Genomic DNA, 16,543 nt, shown 5'->3' on the forward strand with positions numbered 1-16,543 from the left:
CATCGGAGTCACCGTGTCCGAGACCCGACCCCCGATCCCCCTGCGCACGAAGCTGCTCGCCCCCGGACTGGTCCTCTTCGCCGTGGTGGCGGCCGTCACCGTGGGCGGGTGGCTGCAGTTCGACGAACGTCAGACCCTGGACACGGTGCACTCGACCGGAAGTTCGGCTCCCGACCGCGTGGACGTCAGAGCCACCGTCCAGCACGTCGACGCCGCCGGCCGGGAACTCGTCCTGCGCGTGACGGTCGTCCCGCGGGGAGAGCTCGCCGAGGCCGGAGGGGTGTCCCCCCGTCAGGACCTCGTCCTGCAGACGTCGGCGTCCACCGGCGGCGACCTGGCGTTCAAGGCCCACAGCCGCATCTCCAGCCGGGACCTGCCCGTCTACCTCACCGGCGGCCTGATCACCGACTATCCGTTCGACGCCTATGCCGCGGACATCGAGTTCGGCGCCACGGCGGGAGGTGAGAGGGTGCCCGTCCGCATCGAGCTGTCCAACAACGACGCCCTCTTCTCGGCCGTGATGGACGCCTCCGGGGACGAGGACGTCGCCGCCTTCGGCGTGGACCTCTCCCGGTCCAACAGCGTCCTCGTCTTCGCCGCCTTCATGATGGTGGCCATGTGGGCGCTCGCCGTCTCCGTCCTGATCGGCGCGTGGTTCCTCCTCACGCGCCGCCACGGCATGACCTGGCCGGCCCTCGGCTGGATGGCCGCCACCCTCTTCGCCCTGGCCGCCTTCCGCAACACGGCGCCGGGAACGCCTCCGATCGGAAGCCTGCTCGACTACCTCGCGTTCTTCTGGGCCGAGACGGTCATCGTGCTCTGTCTCGTCACGGTCGTCGTCATGGCCCTCAGGGTCGAGCAGCGTGCCACGGACCCGGCCGCACCCTGATCCGGCCCGACCTGGCCGGGCGGTCGAGGGGGCGTTCCGCGATGTCCTGGCCGGCCGGGGCTGGAAGGTCGGTCACACCCGCAGGGGCGCCCCGGTGCGCTCGGCCGGCTCCGGCTGCCCGGCGTGGCTTCGTACGCCCCGGCGCTTTCTTCTGCGCCGGAGCGCGCGCCCCCCTCCTGGCGGTACCACGCCGTGCGCTCGCTGGATGAAGTGAATCCAGGTGGGTGCGTGTTGGTCTGTTTATGTCATCGGGCACCTTCCCGTCAGCGGTTCTCACCGTTGAGAGGGACACGCAATGACGAGCCACGCTACCGATGTCGAACTGGAAGACCTGCTCCGCCGGGCGCTGCACGCCACGGGTACGGGTGCGCGCTGGGCGGTCGAGGCGGACGAGATGTGGTGCCGGGTCGCGCCCGTGACCGCGACGCGGCGCGAGCAGGGATGGAAGCTGCACGTGTCGGCCACGGCCGCCTCCGCGCCCGAGGTCCTCACCAGGGCCCTGGGCGTGCTGCTGCGGGAGAAGTCGGGCTTCAAGTTCGCCCGGTCGCTGGAGCAGGTCAGCGCGTTGAACTCCAGGGCGACGCCGCGCGGCAGCTCGGGCAAGTTCATGACCGTCTATCCGCGCTCCGACGCCGAGGCGGCCGCGCTCGCCCGGGACCTGCACGCGGCGACGGCGGGGCTGGCCGGCCCCCGGATCCTGTCCGACCAGCCCTACGCCGCGCGCAGTCTGGTGCATTACCGCTACGGGGCCTTCGTCGGCCGGCGGCGGCTGTCGGACGACGGCCTGCTGGTGTGGTTCATCGAGGACCCCGACGGCAACCCCGTGGAGGACAAGCGCACCGGCCGGTACGCACCGCCGCCCTGGGCCGTCTGTCCGTTCCCCGCCTCGGTGCCGGTGGCGCCGCACGGCGGGGAGGAGGCGAGCCGTCCGGTGGTGCTCGGCGGCCGCTTCACGGTGCGGGAGGCGATCCGGCAGACGAACAAGGGCGGTGTCTACCGGGGCAGCGACGCCCGTACGGGCGCCGGCGTGGTGATCAAGGAGGCCCGGCCCCACGTGGAGGGCGACGCCTCCGGCGGCGACGTCCGGGACTGGCTGCGCGCCGAGGCGCGGACGCTGGAGAAGCTCAAGGGCACGGGGCTGGCTCCGGAAGCGGTGGCGCTGTTCGAGCACGCCGGACACCTGTTCCTGGCCCAGGAGGAGGTGCCGGGCGTGACCCTGCGCACCTGGGTGGCCGAGCACTTCCGCGACGTGGGGGGCGAGCGGTACCGCGCCGACGCGCTGGCGCAGGTCGCTCGCCTGGTGGACCTGGTGGCGGCGGCACACGCCCGCGGACTGGTCCTGCGGGACTTCACCCCGGGGAACGTCATGGTCCGCCCGGACGGCGAGCTGCGCCTCATCGACCTGGAGCTCGCGGTCCTGGAGGACGAGGCCGCCCTGCCGACCCGCGTGGGAACGCCCGGTTTCAGCGCTCCCGAGCGCCTGGCCGACGCGCCCGTCCGTCCGACGGCCGACTACTACAGTCTCGGCGCCACCGCGTGTTTCGTCCTGGCCGGGAAGGTCCCGAACCTGCTGCCCGAGGAGCCCGCCGACAGACCGGCCGAAGAGCGGTTCGCCGCATGGCTCACGGCCTGCACCCGGCCGCTGCGGCTTCCGGACGGCGTGGTGGACATGATCCTCGGGCTGATGAGGGACGATCCGGCCGAGCGGTGGGACCCGTCCAGGGCCCGGGAGTCGCTGCGGAAGGCGGACCCGGCGGCGCGGCCGGGGAGCGCGGACGGGGCCGCCGTGCGGAGGACAGGCCCTTCCGCCGTCGTCGGCCCGGTGCCCGAAACCTGGACGGCGGACGAGGTGGTGGCCGGGCTCGTGGATCACCTCGTCGACTCGATGACTCCGGCGGACGACCGGCTGTGGCCCGTGTCGACGCTGTCCGGGGAGAGCGACCCGTGCACCGTCCAGCAAGGGGCGGCCGGGGTCCTGGCCGTGCTGACGCGGTGCTTCGAGCTCACCGGCGACCCACGCCTGCCCGGGCTGCTCTCCACCGCGGGCCGCTGGATCGCGGACCGCACCGACCTCCGCTCCCCGCGCCCCGGCCTGCACTTCGGCGGCCGTGGCACCGCGTGGGCGCTGTACGACGCCGGCCGCGCCGTCGACGACCGACGGCTCGTCGAGCACGCGCTGGACCTGGCGCTGGCACCCCCGCAGGCGACGCCGCATCACGACGTCACCCACGGCACGGCGGGCAGCGGACTCGCCGCCCTCCACCTGTGGCGCCACACCGGGGACGCGCGCTTCGCCGACCTGGCGGTCGAGGCGGCCGACCGGCTGACCGCCGCCGCCCGGCGCGAGCCGTCCGGGGTGGGCTGGGCGGTCCCCGCGGAAGCCGATTCCCCCGAGGGCGGCAAACGCTATCTGGGCTTCGCCCACGGGGCGGCCGGCATCGGCTGCTTCCTCCTCGCCGCCGCGGACCTCTCCCGGCAGCCCGACCACAGGGCGACGGCCCTGGAGGTCGGGGAGGGCCTCGTGGCCGACGCCGTGCGCATCGGCGAAGCGGCGCAGTGGCCCGCCCAGTCCGGTGACGTGCCCACGGCCCCCTACTGGTGCCACGGCGCGGGAGGCATCGGCACCTTCCTCGTCCGGCTGTGGCAGGCCACCGGGGACGACAGGTTCGGCGACCTCGCCCGCGGCAGCGCCCACGCCGTCGCGGAACGTGCCTCCCGTGCCCCGCTCGCCCAGTGCCACGGCCTGGCGGGCAACGGCGACTTCCTCCTCGACCTGGCCGACGCCACGGGAGACCCCGCCCACCGGGACATGGCCGAGGAACTGGCGGGCCTCCTCCTGGCCGAGAGCACCCGGCGCCAGGGACACGTGGTCTTCCCGAACGAGTACGGGGAGGTCTCCTCCAGCTGGAGCGACGGCTCCTCCGGAATCCTCGCCTTCCTCCTGAGGGCCCGTCACGGCGGCCCTCGGCACTGGATGGTCGACCGGCGGGACTGAGCGGCAGGGACGGGAGCCCGACGCAGCGGTCCCGCCCCTCCCCCGCGAACCACGAGCCGTCCCGCGAACGGGATCGACGCGTCCGCCGTCGTCCCGGCCCTTCCCCTGCGGACATTCCCCACAGACTCCCGGCGCCGGACGATCCGGATGCCGGGTCGAGCGGCAGAGAAGTGCTGCCGCCACCTCAGAGAAGGAGAAAACCATGGAGAACCAGGACCTCGAACTGCTGGCCCGCCTCCACGCCCTTCCGGAGACCGAGCCCGTCGGCGTCGACGGACTGCCGTACGCCGAGACGTGTGAGTGCGTCGGTCTGCTGACCCTCCTCAACACCGTCTGCATCGGCATCAGCTGCGCCTAGGACAGACACCCCATCCGGCCGGCGGCTGTCCCGGGCAGCCGCCGGCCGGAATCACGACCGGAACAGCAGCATGCCCCCGAAGCGTGGCCGGTCACGCCGGGGGCCGCCGACCCGGCGAACCCCCAGACGAGGACCAGACCCATGCAGCGACACGCCGGCGACGACGAGCTCGCCCCCGCGGCCCTCAGGACGGCCGCCCCGGCGAGCCCGCCCGCCCCAGAAGACCTTCCCGAGTCCGCGTACGCCATCAGCACGCGTGGTCTGGTCAAGAGCTACCCCGGACCGGAGGGCACGACCACCCATGCCGTGAGCGGCCTGGACCTGGACGTGGAGCGAGGCGAGACCTTCGCGTTCCTCGGCCCCAACGGGGCGGGCAAGTCCACCACCATCGCCATGCTGTGCGCGCTGGCCCGCCCCACGGCCGGTCGTGCCACGGTGGCCGGCGTCGACGTCCTCGCCCAGCCCCACGCGGTACGACGAAGGGTCGGGATGCTCTTCCAGCACAGCGCCGTGGACCCGGACCTGACGGCCGAACAGAACCTCCACATCCACGCACGCCTCTACGGCCTGTCCCGCCGCGACGCCCGTCGGCGCACCGCCGAGGTCCTCGAGACGGCCGACCTGACCGACCGGCGCCGCTCCCCCGTGCGCACCCTGTCCGGCGGCATGCGGCGGCGCCTGGAGATCGCCCGCCAGCTGCTGCACGCCCCCAGCGTGCTGTTCCTCGACGAGCCGACCACCGGGCTCGACCCCCATGCCCGCGCCCAGGTCTGGGAGCACCTGCGCACGCTGCGCGAGCGGCACGGCAGCACCCTCTTCGTCACCACGCACTACCTGGAGGAGGCGGAGAACTGCGACCGCCTCGCCATCATCGACCACGGCCGGCTGGTGGCGCAGGGCGCGCCCGACGCGCTCAAGGCCGCGATCGGGGACGACCTGGTCGTGCTCCGCACCGGCGACGACGCGGGGGCGCGACAGGTCGTACGCCACCTGCTGCCGCCCGGCCGGGCCGTCACCGTCGACGCGGGCGGCGTCTCCCTGCGGGTGCCGGGCGGCAGCGCCTGGATCCCCCGTCTGTGCGCGGCGCTGGAGGCGCGCGGCATCGCGGTGAACGCCGCCTCCGCGACCCCGCCGACGCTCGACGACGTCTTCTTCCACCACACCGGCCGCAGCCTCGACGCCCCGCAGCCCGGCCGGGCAGCCGCCCGGCCCGCCCCCCGCGCCACCACGGCCGCGGCGAAGTCGGGCGGTGACCGATGAGCGCCCTCACCTGGGAGTCCTCGGAGGCGGCCGGCGGCGAGCGGACCACCCGGCTGCGGCGCGAACTGCGGGCCGTCCACGCCCTGGTCCACCGCGATCTGCTGCGCCTCGCCGGCCAGCGCACCCACACGGCGCTGATGCTGCTGCACCCCGCGCTCTACCTCCTCATCCTCGGAGGCGGGCTGGCCGCCCTCATCCCCCAGTCCTCCCTGGGCGTCGGCTACCAGGCCTACCTCTTCCCCGGCATGCTGATGATGACGGTGCAGACGCCGGCCATCATGGTCGGCATCCGTCTGATCACCGACCGGGAGAGCGGCTATCTGCGAGAGCTCCTGATGGCCCCGGTCCGCCGCTCCACCCTGCTCCTGGGAAGCTGCGCCGGCGGCACCCTGACCGCCGCCGTTCAGGGCGCCGTCCTGCTGAGCCTGGCCGGTGTGGCGGGCCTGCCCTACGACCCGGTCCTCCTGGTGCTGCTGCTCGGCGGGATGGTCCTGGCCTCCTTCACCGTCACCGCCCTGGCCCTGGCCCTGGCCGTGAGCCTGCGGAGGGCCGAGACGTTCCACACCCTGCTGGGCCTGGTGATGATGCCGCTGCTGTTCCTCTCCGGCGGCTTCTTCCCCCTCACCGCGCTGCCCGCCTGGGCCCGGGCGCTGTCCGACGTCAATCCCCTGGCGTACGCGGTGGACCTCCTCCGCCGCGTCATCGCCCTGCGGGTCCCGGACCAGGCGGCCGTCGCGGGGATCGAGTGGGCCGGCCGGCAGCCGCCCCTGCCCCTCGAAGCCGCCCTGCTCCTGGCCGGCGGCGTCCTCGCCCTGCTGTGGGCGACGCATCGCTTCAACCGTCCCGAGTGACCGGAAGGATGGGCTCCGCGCCCCGCTCGGGAGCCGGGACCGATTGTCAGTGGTGGGTGAGACGGTAGGAGCATCCAGTCGGAAAGAGGGGGAAGCTGTCTTGTCCGGAACCCAGAACTACATCAATCACGTCGCCCTTGTGCTGGACGCCAGTTCGTCGATGTCGCACCTGAGCGGCAAGGTCGTGGAGGTGGCGGACCAGCAGATCGCCTACCTCGCCCGCCGGTCGAGGGAGCTGGACCAGGAGACCCGCGTCACGGTGTACGTCTTCGCCGACAAGGTGGAGTGCGTCATCTACGACAAGGACGTGCTGCGGATGCCCTCGCTGAAGCAGCTGTACCGGGCCGGCGGCATGACCGCGCTGCTGGCCGCCGCGCTGAAGTCGCAGCGGGAGCTGGCGCAGACCGCCCAGCTGTACGGCGACCACAGCTTCCTGACGTTCGTCCTGACGGACGGCCAGGAGAACGCCAGCCACCGCTGCCCCGACGCCCCGGCCGGCACCGCGCGCGAACTGGTCGACGCCATGGCGGAGATGATCGCGGGCCAGGAGGACAACTGGACCCTCGCCGTCCTCGTGCCGGACCAGATGGGCAAGCGGGAGGCCATGAACTGTGGCTTCCCCAAGGAGAACATCGCCATCTGGGACGCCACCAGCACCCAGGGCCTGGAGGAGGCCGGGCAGGTCATCCGCGAGGCCACCGAGAAGTTCATGGTGGGGCGCACCAAGGGCATCCGCGGTTCGCGGGCGGTGTTCTCCACGGGCGCGGAGGCGGTCAACAAGGAGACCATCGAGGCGGCCGGCCTCACGCCGGTGAACCCGTCGGAGTACCGGCTGATTCCGGTGGCCCGTGACGCGGGGATCCGGGAGTGGGTCGTCGAGTCCGGGCACACGTACCGCACGGGCTGCGCGTTCTACCAGCTGAGCAAGACGGAGAAGATCCAGGCGCGGAAGCAGATCGCGGTGCTGGAGAAGAAGACGGACCGGGTGTACACGGGGCCGCAGGCCCGGGCCCTGCTCGGTCTGCCGGACGTGGAGACGCGGGTCAAGCCCGACCACAACGACGACTTCACCATCTTCGTGCAGAGCACCAGCGTCAACCGGAAGCTCGTCTCCCGCACGCGGCTCCTGCTCATGAACTGACGGGTCGCGGCCCGGCCGGTCCGGGGGACCGGCCGGGCGCCGACGCCGTCATCCGAGCGGAGCGCCTCCTCCGGCGAGGGAGCCGGCGTCGAGGTGGGCGGCGATGCGGGTGACGGTCCGGGCGTTGTTCTCGAACAGGTGTGCCCGCATGCCGACCGCCCGGGCCGCCTCGACGTTGACCGCGACGTCGTCGATGAACAGGCAGTCCTCCGGGCGCGCCTCCAAGGCGGCGCGGGCGGCCTCGAAGGCGCGCGGGTCGGGCTTCTCGATGCCGATCTCGTGCGAGTAGACGATCCGATCCACCAGTTCGTCGAAGTGGTAGAGCTCCGTCTCCCGCTCACGGGCACCGACGAAGCTGTTGCTCAGGATGCCCAGCCGGCACTTCCCGCGCAGTCCTCGCACATGCTCGATGAGCTCGTCGTTCGGGGTCCCCAGGTACTCCGTCCAGAGATCGGCCATGAAAGCCTCGACGCGCGGACCGTCGAGGCCCAGGCGTGCCGCCACCTCCCGGCGCACGTCCCGCTCGGAGACGGCCCCGACACCGCCGGCCAGCCACACGTCCCGCATCCGCTCGCCCACACCGCCGGGCGGCAGTCCCAGCCGCTCTTCCCACCGTCGCACCCATCCCGTCTCCGGCGTGATCTCCAGCACGCCCCCGATGTCGAGAATCACGCAGCGCACGGACACGCGCACTCCCCCTCTTCGTCACAGACAGAAGGAGACACTGTCGTCTCGCGCTCCGGGTCACGGTCAAGCGGTCTCCGGGGCCTGTGACACCCCTGTCGCAATCCGCGGCCGGGCGGTGGGAGCGCGGATCAGGGGGTCGTTTCGTACCCTGGCGGCATGCGCATGCGTCCCACTCTGAGCTGGACCCCCGACGAGGACCTGCCGCCGGGTACGACGGACCTGGGGCCGGTCGTCGACGCGCTGGACACCGGCGGGGTGCTCGTGCTCAGCGGCGCGGGGATCTCCACCGAGTCCGGCATCCCCGACTACCGGGGGCAGGGCGGAAGCCTCAGTCGGCACACCCCGATGACCTACCAGGACTTCACCGGCAGCGCCCAGGCCCGGCGCCGGTACTGGGCGCGCAGCCATCTCGGCTGGCGCACCTTCGGCCGCGCGCTGCCCAACGCCGGGCACCGGGCCGTCGCCGCCTTCGCACGCCACGGTCTGCTGTCGGGTGTGATCACCCAGAACGTCGACGGTCTGCACCAGGCCGCCGGCAGCGGAGGGGTCGTGGAGCTCCACGGCAGTCTGGCCCGGGTCGTCTGCCTCTCCTGCGGGACGTACAGCCCGCGCCGCGAGCTCGCGCGGCGGCTGGAGGAGGCCAATGCCGGGTTCCGGCCGGTGGCCGCCGGGATCAATCCGGACGGCGACGCCGATCTGACCGACGAGCAGGTCGGCGACTTCCAGGTGGTGCCCTGCGCGCACTGCGGCGGCGTCCTCAAGCCCGACGTGGTGTTCTTCGGGGAGTCCGTCCCGCCCCGGCGGGTCGAGCACTGCCGCGGGCTGGTCGACGAGGCGGCCTCGCTGCTGGTGCTCGGCTCCTCGCTCACGGTGATGTCGGGCCTCCGGTTCGTCCGCCAGGCGGCCCAGGCGGGGAAGCCCGTGCTGATCATCAACCGGGACCCGACCCGCGGCGACCGTCACGCCCTCTCCCGTGTGGCCCTCCCCCTCGGGACGGCCCTCACCGGCCTCGCCGAACGGCTCGGCATCCCCACCGGCGATCCGGCGGAGCTCGGCTGAGACGGCGGAGCCCCGTCGGCCGGTGGAGAGGGACCGCGCGGAGGCCCCCGGCCGCATGGCCGGGGGCCTCCGCGCGGCCGACAGGGGGCTCAGCCGGACGCCGCGATCCAGGCGTCGAGCTGTTCCTGCGTCGTGGCCGGGTCGGCCACCAGCTCGGCCAGGGTGTCGTCGACGCGGTGGCGGGTCGCGACCGCGGGGCACCGCAGGCACGCGGCGACGCCGGTCTGGGTCCACCACTGGCACCGGGGCCGCAGGTGACACCGCGGGACGGAGCCGTCCTCACGCGCGACCGGCCGCGCCATGACGCGCTCGACCAGCGTGCAGTCGGCACCCCGGCGGTTCACGCAGTCGCTCACGCAGTGCGAGGCGAAGCGCAGGATGCGGCGCGGGTCGATGTCCGCGGGGACATCGCCGAGCACCTCGGACGCCGGCACCGGATCGGCCAGATAGACCACGCTCCCGTCCCGCCCGGACCGTACGCCCAGGACGACGGACTCCGGGGTGTGCGCCTCGCCGCTGGGGCACCATGTCTGCGCCGGCTCGTTTCCGCCCACGGTGGTCACCTCTCCGGCTCAGCAGGCGGTGCGGGAGGTGAGCGTCGCCTGACCGCCGGTGTTGCCGCCGATCTCGGCGGCCCCGTCCCGCCGGTCCAGTTCGGCGGCGACCCCGATGCTCTCCTTGAGCTGGGCCACCGTAGTGATCCGGTCGGACCGGGCCGGCGCCGGCTCGTTCTCCGCGCCGACCACGGCCACCAGGCCCGCGGCCAGCAACGCGGCGGCACCGGCCGCGGCCGCCCTGCGCGTCGGACTCTCCATGACGTACTCCTGTCTCACGGTGGTTGGGAGTCAGGAGCGTAGGTACGCCGGACACGCGGGGGCGGCAATCGGCAGCGGCAATCGTGCGGCAGTCGCGCCCGCCGGGGGCCCGTCCCCGTCTCCGCGGGCGTCGCGGGCGCTTGCTGTAACGGCAACTCCGTTTGCCGCCAAGGATGTTGTGGGCGCAGGCTGTGGCTCCACCGACGGTCATCGGGAACCCGGAGGAGCACACGATGACGACCCAGGGAGACACCCCGCCGAACAACCGCGTCCACCACGTCCGTTCCGGCCGGCTCGACGGCCACGCCGCCCTCAGCGGCGGCACGGTCGGTTCGAGGAGGCTCTGGATGGGGCTGGTGGAGAACCCTCCGCTCAGCTCGACGGACAACCACCACCACGGCGATTCGGAGGCGGGGATCTACGTGGTCAGCGGCCATCCCGTCTTCGTCTTCCACGACGGCACGGGCGAGGTCCGCCTCTCCGGCGCACCCGGCGACTTCTTCCTCGTTCCCCCCTTCGTCCCCCACCGCGAGGAGAACCCGGACCCGCACGAGCCCGCGGTCGTCGTGATCGCCCGCACCACCCAGGAACCGATCAAGGTCCCGGTGGCCGAGCTCCACCACCTCACGGAGCCCACCGGGCACACCCCCTAACGTGGGTCCATGCTCACGACGACGCCACGGGTCGAACTACGCCCGCTCACCCGATCCGACCAGGACGAGTTCTGCACGCTCGTGCGGGCCAGCTCCGCGCTGCACCAGCCGTGGATGCAACTGCCCGCGACGGCCGAGGCGTTCCAGGACTGGATGCGCCGCTTCGACGACGGCACCAACCAGGGGTTCCTGGTCCGTGTCCGGGAGACCGGCGAAGCCGCGGGCACGGTCAACATCAACTCGATCATCCGGGGCCGCTACCAGGGGGCCTCCCTCGGCTACGCGGCCTTCGCCCCGTCCGCGGGGTCCGGGTACATGACCGAGGGGGTCGCCCTCACCCTTCGGTACGCCTTCACCGAACTGCGGCTCCACCGGCTGGAGGCCTGCATCCAGCCGGCGAACGAGGCGTCCCTGGCCCTGGTGCGGCGGCTGGGCTTCCACTACGAAGGGGTGTCACCCGCCTATCTCTACATCGACGGCGACTGGCGGGACCACGAGCGCTGGGCCGTCACCGCACCCCGGCCGTGGACGCCCGACCCCTCCCTTCCCGAGGTCTGAGCCGGCGCCGTCGCGGCGTCACCCGCCGTCGGCCCGGGGGGCGAGGAACTCCCGGGCCCCCCGCAGGCGCGTGACCAGTCGGCGCCGGCTCGCGCGACCGTCGAGGACGATGCGGAGGCCGCCGGGCAGGTCGGTGTCGGCGCGGCGGCCGGTCGCCAGCCGGGACGCGTCGAGGCCGTCCCGCCGCGCGATGAGCGTGCCGAGTTCGTGGCGGGTGACGGCCTGCGGGCCGGCGAGGTGGAAGACACCGGTCGCCTCGGACCGGGTGAGTTCCCAGAGCGCGGCGGCCAGGTCGCGCACATGGACGGGACAGCGGACGTCGTCGGTGAACAGGACCCCGCGGCGCGTGCCCGCCACCAGCCGGTGCACCAGGCGTTCGTGCTCGGACCGGCCGTCGCCGACGATCAGCGAGGTCCGCGCGACGACCGCGTCCGCGCACAGCAGCCGTACGGCGGTCTCGGCCGTCGCCTTCGCCGCGCCGTACGGGGTGACCGGTTCCGGCACGCACGTCTCGTCGTACGGATCGGGGCGGCCCGGGAACACGGCGTCGGTGGAGACGTGCACCAGCCGGATGCCCCGTCGCGCCGCGGTCCGGGCCAGGAGCACGCCGCCCTCGGCGGTGACCGCCCAGTCGGCCCCGCCGCTGCTCGCGTTGATCACCACACGGGGATCCACCGCGTCCAGCACCTCCCGCAGGCGGGCGGGATCGCGCAGATCCAGTTGGTGCCACGCCACCCCCGGTGCCCCGCCCGGGCGCGAGTGGAAGGTGGCGGCCGTGCCCCGGCCCTCCGCGCTCCCCTGGCGGGCGAGTTCAGCGCCGAGGTACCCGCTGCCGCCGACAATCAGTACCGTCATGCCGCCCCACGGTACGTCGGCGGCCGGCACCCGGGAACGGATCCGTCCCGTTCTCCCGGCGCCGGCACCGCCGTTCCGTACGCCGTCACCCCTCCGGGGCTTCCCCGGGCGTTCGCCGGACCCCCAGCCGGCCGGCGGTCTGGCGTACGGACTTGTCGGCCGCCCGACCGCGGCCGCACGAGGAGGAGCCCGTGCCGTCGTCCTGCGACCCCCAGTACGCCCCCGCCGGTGACGTGAGCGCGGCGATGCTGCTGATCGACTCGCGGCTCAGGGCCGTCTACGACGGCAGGACCGAGGTCGATCCCGAACGGCGGATGCTGGACGTGGTCGAGTACGTCGTGCCCACCCTCGTGACCGCGATGCTCCGGATGTCCGGAAGCATCAGGCCCGAGGCCGTCCCCACCATGGCCGGCCTGGCCGTCGCGGCGGGCACCGGCCTCGGTCCGAGCCTGTGGCGCGGGCAGTACGGGGAGTGGACCCGGGAGGAGACGAACGCCCTGGAGGCCACCGCCTTCCTCCTGGCGGAGGTCGTCAACCGGATCACCGACGACCGCGACTTCGCCACCCGGCCGATCACCGACGCCCTGTCCGGCGCGGACCGTTACCGCCCTCCGGGCCTCACGCCCGGTCGGCCATGAAGTCCGTCAGGTCGCGGAGCACGCGCTCCGGGTCCTCCCAGTACGGGACGTGACCCACGCCCTCGTAGACGAGGAGCCGGGAGTCGGGGATCGTGTCGAGGATCGTCTGCTGGTCCTCGCGGGTCAGGATCGGGTCCTGGTCGCCCCAGACGACCAGGGTGGGGACGAGGATGCCCGCGAGGGTGGCCCGGAGGTCGGTCTCGAGCAGGCCGCGCAGGGTCTCGCGCCAGACGTGGGCCGGGGCCTTGAGGCACTCGTCGGCGACGGTCTGCAGAAAGCCGCGCCCCATGGGGGTCGCCGTCAGGCCGTCGGCCATGGCCGCCGCGAGCGCCGGATCCACGGGATCCTTCAACTCCCTGACCACTTCCCAGAATTCCGCGGCCTTCGGCTTGTCCACGAGGGTGGCCGGGACGCCCAGCAGGACGAGTCCCGCCACCCGGTCCGGCCGGCGGCCCGCCACGATGCGGGCCTGCACGCCGCCGCTCGACCCGCCGACCAGTACCGCCCGCTCGATGCCCACGCCGTCCATGAACGCGACCAGGTCCTCGGCGAGGTCCTCCGGCAGGTAGCCGTCGGGCGGCTTGTCGGCGTCGCCGTGGCCGCGCTGGGTCGGGGCGTACGCGTGCAGGCGCGGAGGCAGGCGGCGCAGCATCGGCTCGAACGTCCACCAGGAGTCCAGGTAGCCGTGCACCAGGACGAGCGGTGTGCCCCCCGGCCGGCCGGCTTCCGCGTACGGAAGCGTGGGGCGCCCCTCCCCCAGGGCGGCGCTGTGCACGGCGACGGCGGCCATCGCGGCCCTCCTCACCTCTCCTTCCCCCAGCATAGGAAGGAGAGGGGTGGAGGGACAGCCGGGCGCTCGTCCGGGAACGGACGAGAACGGACGGGAACAGAGGGAACGGACTCGACGGCTCAGCGGCTCAACGGCTCAGGGCGGTCTCCCCGTCCAGGTACGAGAGCTTCTCGGGGTTGCGCACGGCGTAGAGCCCGGTGACGAGGCCGTCGTCGACGCGCATCGCGAGGACGGTGTCGACCTCCCCGTCCAGGTGGACGATCAGTGCCGGATCGCCGTTGATCCCGGCCGGCCGGAGCACCGCCGCGGCGCCGATCCCGCCGAGGACCCGTGCCACCTCGTCGGCCCCCACGACGGGCGCCGGGGCGGCCCGTACGACTCCGCCGCCGTCGGTCAGCAGGACGACGTCGGGCGCGAGGACGTCGAGCAGGCGCTGCAGGTCACCCGTCTCGACCGCCCGGCGGAACGCCTCGACGGTGCGGCGGGCCTCCCCGGCGGAGGCGGTTCCGCGCGGTCGGCGCGCGGCGACGTGGGCGCGCGCCCGGTGGGCGATCTGGCGGACGGCGGCCGGTGTCCTCGGCGACGTCGGGCGCGGTCAGCAGCGGCTCGGGCAGCCAGGGGCCGGGGGAGGACTCCTTGCGGCGGCCGAGCGCGCGCCGATGGGTCGGTGCCTGACGGGTGGTGATCCGGGCCAGGTACGCGCGCGGATCCCGTACGGTGCCGGGCTCGACTCCCACCCAGGAGTCGACGCTGCCCAAGTCCCTGCGGGAGCTGGTGCAGCTTCGGGTGGGCCAGCTCAACGGCTGCGGATTCTGCGTGGACGCGCACGCCGAGGAGGCCGCGGCCGCCGGTGAGCCCGCGGTCCGGCTCGCCCTGGTCGCCGCCTGGCGGCACAGCACCGTGTTCACCGAGGCCGAGCGGGCCGCGCTGGCGCACGCCGAGGAGGGCACCCGGCTCGGCGACCACGGCGTGTCCGACGAGACCTGGGCCGAGGTGCGCAGGCACTACGACGACGACCAGGTCGGCGCACTGGTCTGTGCGGTCGCCCTGATCAACGCGGCCACCCGGATGAGCGTGATCGTGCGGCAGCCGGGCGGCTCGTACGAGCCCGGCCTGTTCGCCCGTACGGCCGGCTGACCGGCGGAAGGGGCGCGCGCCCGTCCCGGGGTTCCCCCGTCCGGGGACGGGCCGGTCGCGTGCGTCCGGATCAGCCGCCGTGCCCCCGCTCCGGCGGCTCTCCGCTGCGGGCGGCCGCCCCGTCCCGGACGTGGCGGCGCAGGCCGTCGAGGGACACGTCCTCCAGGCTGGCCGCGAAGATCCGGCCGGGACCCGGTGGCACCGACAGGAGGGAGGGGACGACCAGGACCGTGCAGCCGGCGGCGTCGGCCGAGGCCGCTCCGTCCGGCGAGTCCTCCACGGCCACGCACGCCGTCACCGGGACGCCGAGCCGCTGGGCCGCCGCCCGGTACGGGTCGGGGTGCGGCTTGGTCCGTACGGTGTCGTCGGCGGAGAGCGTGAGGGCGAAGGGGACGTGCGCGAGGGCGCCGCCGACGACCGAGTCGACCACCGATCGGGGTGAGGCGCTCACGAGCGCGAACGGCAGCTCCGCCCGCTCCAGTTCGGCCAGGAGGCGGTCCGCTCCCGGGCGCATCGGCGCGCCCTCGTCGACGCGCCGCTGGAAGGCGGTGGTCAGCGCCGTCACGACGCCGTCCGGGTCGTGCGCGCCGGTGGTGCGTACGAGGTGGGCGGCGGTGTCCTCGACGGCGCGTCCGACGACCTCGGGCGCGTCGGCCCGCGTGAGCCGGTGTCCGAGCCGGGCGGCGACCTCCTCCGTGGCCTCCCACCACAGGACCTCGGTGTCGACGAGGGTGCCGTCCATGTCGAAGAGGACGGCGGCGAGTGCGGTCACCGCTCCGCCTTCGGGACGACGAGCGCGGGGTGTGGGGCGAGGCCGACGGTGGCGCGGGTCCCCGGAGCCAGTTCGCCCGCGTCGCGTGACGGGAGGTCGGCCTTGACCGTCGTACCCCGGTGGTCGAGGTGGACGCGGGTGACGGAGCCGAAGAAGGAGGTGGAGACGACCACGGCCTCTCCGTCGGGGTCGGCGGTCACGGTGACGTTCTCGGGGCGGACGAGCACCTCGACGTCGCGGGTGCCGGGGACGTCGCCGTCGACGGGGAGCCGGCTGCCCGCCGCCTCCACGAGTCCGGAGTCGGTGAGGCGGCCCGGCAGGCGGTTCATGGTGCCGACGAACTCGGCGACGAAGGCGGTCGCCGGCCGGCGGTACAGCTCGGCCGGGGCGGCGCACTGCTCCAGCTTCCCGGCGTTGAGGACGGCGACGCGGTCCGCCGTGGACAGCGCCTCCTCCTGGTCGTGGGTGACGAACACGGTGGTGATGCCGAGGGAGAGCTGGAGCCGCCGGATCTCCTCGCGCAGGCTGAGCCGGACCTTGGCGTCGAGCGCGGAGAGGGGTTCGTCCAGGAGCAGGACGCGGGGGCGCAGGGCGAGTGCCCGTGCCAGGGCGACGCGCTGCTGCTGGCCGCCGGACATCTGGTGCGGGTAGCGGTCGCCGTGCTCGGGCAGGCCGACCAGGTCGAGGAGTTCGGCGGCGCGGGCGTGGCGCTCGGCCGCCTTGGCCTTGCGGACGCGGAGGCCGAAGGCGACGTTGTCGCGGGCGGTGAGGTTGGGGAAGAGGCTGTACGACTGGAAGACCATGCCGGCGTCGCGGCGGTTGGCCGGCACGTGGGTGATGTCCGTCCCGTCCACGAGGACCTCGCCGGAGTCGGGGCGTTCGAAGCCGGCGAGGACCCGCAGCGCGGTCGTCTTGCCGCAGCCCGAGGGGCCGAGGAGCGCGAGGAGTTCGCCCGGCTCGACGGTCAGGTCGAGGCCGTCGAGTGCGACGGTGGTGCCGAACGCGCGGCGCAGGCCGCGGAATTCGACGCGGGCGCCGGTGGCGGTGGTGGACTCCGTCCGTTCCGCTGTGGCAGAGGTCATGGG

General features: G+C 73.8%; 18 protein-coding genes and 1 pseudogene. 11 read left to right on the forward strand and 8 right to left on the reverse strand.

The features are described from left to right. Positions 1 to 13: 13 nt before the first annotated feature. From ACFYUZ_RS21500 to ACFYUZ_RS21525, 6 genes are all read left to right on the forward strand, one after another. Complete coding sequence (locus ACFYUZ_RS21500; RefSeq protein ID WP_389311524.1) at positions 14 to 889, forward strand: DUF4436 family protein; 876 nt, start codon at positions 14 to 16, stop codon at positions 887 to 889. Positions 890 to 1,184: 295 nt separating this feature from the next. After that, a complete protein-coding gene (gene lanL / locus ACFYUZ_RS21505) occupies positions 1,185 to 3,884 on the forward strand; it encodes a class IV lanthionine synthetase LanL (protein WP_389311526.1) in 2,700 nt (899 codons plus the stop codon). Between the two features lie 202 nt (positions 3,885 to 4,086). Then, positions 4,087 to 4,242 carry a VenA family class IV lanthipeptide gene (locus ACFYUZ_RS21510; protein ID WP_389311528.1) on the forward strand — a complete coding sequence of 52 codons (156 nt, stop codon included), beginning with the start codon at positions 4,087 to 4,089 and terminating at the stop codon, positions 4,240 to 4,242. Between the two features lie 141 nt (positions 4,243 to 4,383). Further along, positions 4,384 to 5,502 (forward strand): ATP-binding cassette domain-containing protein, encoded by a 1,119-nt coding sequence (locus ACFYUZ_RS21515; RefSeq protein ID WP_389311530.1) that lies wholly within the window; start codon positions 4,384 to 4,386, stop codon positions 5,500 to 5,502. Beyond that, on the forward strand, positions 5,499 to 6,353 hold the full coding sequence (locus ACFYUZ_RS21520) for an ABC transporter permease (RefSeq protein WP_389311532.1): 855 nt from the start codon (positions 5,499 to 5,501) through the stop codon (positions 6,351 to 6,353). Before ACFYUZ_RS21515 ends, ACFYUZ_RS21520 begins: the two co-directional genes overlap by 4 nt. Positions 6,354 to 6,453: 100 nt before the next feature. Beyond that, the gene (locus tag ACFYUZ_RS21525) at positions 6,454 to 7,494 is read left to right on the forward strand and encodes a vWA domain-containing protein (RefSeq protein WP_389311534.1); all 1,041 of its coding nucleotides are present in this window, start codon (positions 6,454 to 6,456) and stop codon (positions 7,492 to 7,494) included. A 48-nt stretch (positions 7,495 to 7,542) separates the two neighbouring features. On the opposite strand, the gene ACFYUZ_RS21530 is transcribed toward ACFYUZ_RS21525, so the two are convergent. Further along, the gene (locus ACFYUZ_RS21530; protein WP_389311535.1) at positions 7,543 to 8,181 is read right to left on the reverse strand and encodes an HAD-IA family hydrolase; all 639 of its coding nucleotides are present in this window, start codon (positions 8,179 to 8,181) and stop codon (positions 7,543 to 7,545) included. 156 nt (positions 8,182 to 8,337) lie between these two features. On the opposite strand from ACFYUZ_RS21530, the gene ACFYUZ_RS21535 reads away from it, so the two are divergent. Next, positions 8,338 to 9,240, forward strand: coding sequence for an NAD-dependent protein deacetylase (locus ACFYUZ_RS21535; protein ID WP_389311537.1), 903 nt, complete (start codon positions 8,338 to 8,340; stop codon positions 9,238 to 9,240). An 89-nt stretch (positions 9,241 to 9,329) separates the two neighbouring features. Here ACFYUZ_RS21535 and ACFYUZ_RS21540 read toward each other — a convergent pair whose 3' ends face one another. Both ACFYUZ_RS21540 and ACFYUZ_RS21545 read right to left on the reverse strand, forming a co-directional pair. After that, entirely contained in the window at positions 9,330 to 9,794 is a 465-nt protein-coding gene (locus ACFYUZ_RS21540; RefSeq protein ID WP_389311539.1) for a hypothetical protein, read from the reverse strand. Positions 9,795 to 9,812: 18 nt separating this feature from the next. Further along, a complete protein-coding gene (locus ACFYUZ_RS21545) occupies positions 9,813 to 10,055 on the reverse strand; it encodes a hypothetical protein (protein WP_389311541.1) in 243 nt (80 codons plus the stop codon). Between the two features lie 233 nt (positions 10,056 to 10,288). Here ACFYUZ_RS21545 and ACFYUZ_RS21550 point away from each other — a divergent pair, with 233 nt between their 5' ends. Continuing rightward, entirely contained in the window at positions 10,289 to 10,708 is a 420-nt protein-coding gene (locus ACFYUZ_RS21550; RefSeq protein WP_389311543.1) for a cupin domain-containing protein, read from the forward strand. A gap of 9 nt (positions 10,709 to 10,717) precedes the next feature. Further along, positions 10,718 to 11,266 (forward strand): GNAT family N-acetyltransferase, encoded by a 549-nt coding sequence (locus ACFYUZ_RS21555; protein WP_389311545.1) that lies wholly within the window; start codon positions 10,718 to 10,720, stop codon positions 11,264 to 11,266. An 18-nt stretch (positions 11,267 to 11,284) separates the two neighbouring features. Here the strand turns inward: ACFYUZ_RS21555 and ACFYUZ_RS21560 are convergent, their stop codons facing one another. Next, positions 11,285 to 12,121, reverse strand: a complete 837-nt coding sequence (locus ACFYUZ_RS21560) for an SDR family oxidoreductase (protein ID WP_389311547.1) — start codon at positions 12,119 to 12,121, stop codon at positions 11,285 to 11,287. Between the two features lie 191 nt (positions 12,122 to 12,312). On the opposite strand from ACFYUZ_RS21560, the gene ACFYUZ_RS21565 reads away from it, so the two are divergent. Then, the gene (locus tag ACFYUZ_RS21565; protein ID WP_389311549.1) at positions 12,313 to 12,759 is read left to right on the forward strand and encodes a hypothetical protein; all 447 of its coding nucleotides are present in this window, start codon (positions 12,313 to 12,315) and stop codon (positions 12,757 to 12,759) included. Here ACFYUZ_RS21565 and ACFYUZ_RS21570 read toward each other — a convergent pair. Both ACFYUZ_RS21570 and ACFYUZ_RS21575 read right to left on the reverse strand, forming a co-directional pair. Further along, positions 12,740 to 13,549: an alpha/beta fold hydrolase gene (locus ACFYUZ_RS21570; protein ID WP_389311551.1), complete on the reverse strand. Its 810-nt coding sequence runs from the start codon at positions 13,547 to 13,549 to the stop codon at positions 12,740 to 12,742. The genes ACFYUZ_RS21565 and ACFYUZ_RS21570 overlap by 20 nt on opposite strands. A gap of 127 nt (positions 13,550 to 13,676) precedes the next feature. After that, positions 13,677 to 14,289 (reverse strand): annotated as a pseudogene (locus ACFYUZ_RS21575) (RNA polymerase subunit sigma-24); the annotation flags it as partial. Here ACFYUZ_RS21575 and ACFYUZ_RS21580 point away from each other — a divergent pair. After that, entirely contained in the window at positions 14,267 to 14,686 is a 420-nt protein-coding gene (locus tag ACFYUZ_RS21580) for a carboxymuconolactone decarboxylase family protein (RefSeq protein WP_389311553.1), read from the forward strand. The pseudogene ACFYUZ_RS21575 and the gene ACFYUZ_RS21580 sit on opposite strands and share 23 nt — an antisense overlap. A 70-nt stretch (positions 14,687 to 14,756) precedes the next feature. On the opposite strand, the gene ACFYUZ_RS21585 is transcribed toward ACFYUZ_RS21580, so the two are convergent. Together ACFYUZ_RS21585 and ACFYUZ_RS21590 are read right to left on the reverse strand one after the other, a co-directional pair. Continuing rightward, positions 14,757 to 15,458 carry an HAD family hydrolase gene (locus ACFYUZ_RS21585; RefSeq protein ID WP_389311555.1) on the reverse strand — a complete coding sequence of 234 codons (702 nt, stop codon included), beginning with the start codon at positions 15,456 to 15,458 and terminating at the stop codon, positions 14,757 to 14,759. Next, a complete protein-coding gene (locus ACFYUZ_RS21590) occupies positions 15,455 to 16,540 on the reverse strand; it encodes an ABC transporter ATP-binding protein (RefSeq protein ID WP_389311557.1) in 1,086 nt (361 codons plus the stop codon). The genes ACFYUZ_RS21585 and ACFYUZ_RS21590 overlap by 4 nt, the downstream gene beginning before the upstream one ends. Positions 16,541 to 16,543 lie beyond the last annotated feature (3 nt).

It is taken from the genome of Streptomyces sp. NPDC004266 (assembly GCF_042874095.1).
Classification (GTDB): Bacteria; Actinomycetota; Actinomycetes; order Streptomycetales; family Streptomycetaceae; genus Streptomyces.

What these genes read in the sequence shown, in the direction of transcription:
- lanL (WP_389311526.1), top strand. Translation starts at nt 1,185, where the DNA reads ATGACGAGCCACGCTACCGATGTCGAACTGGAAGACCTGCTCCGCCGG.
- ACFYUZ_RS21510 (WP_389311528.1), top strand. Translation starts at nt 4,087, where the DNA reads ATGGAGAACCAGGACCTCGAACTGCTGGCCCGCCTCCACGCCCTTCCG.
- ACFYUZ_RS21515 (WP_389311530.1), top strand. Translation starts at nt 4,384, where the DNA reads ATGCAGCGACACGCCGGCGACGACGAGCTCGCCCCCGCGGCCCTCAGG.
- ACFYUZ_RS21520 (WP_389311532.1), top strand. Translation starts at nt 5,499, where the DNA reads ATGAGCGCCCTCACCTGGGAGTCCTCGGAGGCGGCCGGCGGCGAGCGG.
- ACFYUZ_RS21535 (WP_389311537.1), top strand. Translation starts at nt 8,338, where the DNA reads ATGCGCATGCGTCCCACTCTGAGCTGGACCCCCGACGAGGACCTGCCG.
- ACFYUZ_RS21545 (WP_389311541.1), bottom strand. Translation starts at nt 10,055, where the DNA reads ATGGAGAGTCCGACGCGCAGGGCGGCCGCGGCCGGTGCCGCCGCGTTG.
- ACFYUZ_RS21550 (WP_389311543.1), top strand. Translation starts at nt 10,289, where the DNA reads ATGACGACCCAGGGAGACACCCCGCCGAACAACCGCGTCCACCACGTC.
- ACFYUZ_RS21555 (WP_389311545.1), top strand. Translation starts at nt 10,718, where the DNA reads ATGCTCACGACGACGCCACGGGTCGAACTACGCCCGCTCACCCGATCC.
- ACFYUZ_RS21560 (WP_389311547.1), bottom strand. Translation starts at nt 12,121, where the DNA reads ATGACGGTACTGATTGTCGGCGGCAGCGGGTACCTCGGCGCTGAACTC.
- ACFYUZ_RS21570 (WP_389311551.1), bottom strand. Translation starts at nt 13,549, where the DNA reads ATGGCCGCCGTCGCCGTGCACAGCGCCGCCCTGGGGGAGGGGCGCCCC.
- ACFYUZ_RS21590 (WP_389311557.1), bottom strand. Translation starts at nt 16,540, where the DNA reads ATGACCTCTGCCACAGCGGAACGGACGGAGTCCACCACCGCCACCGGC.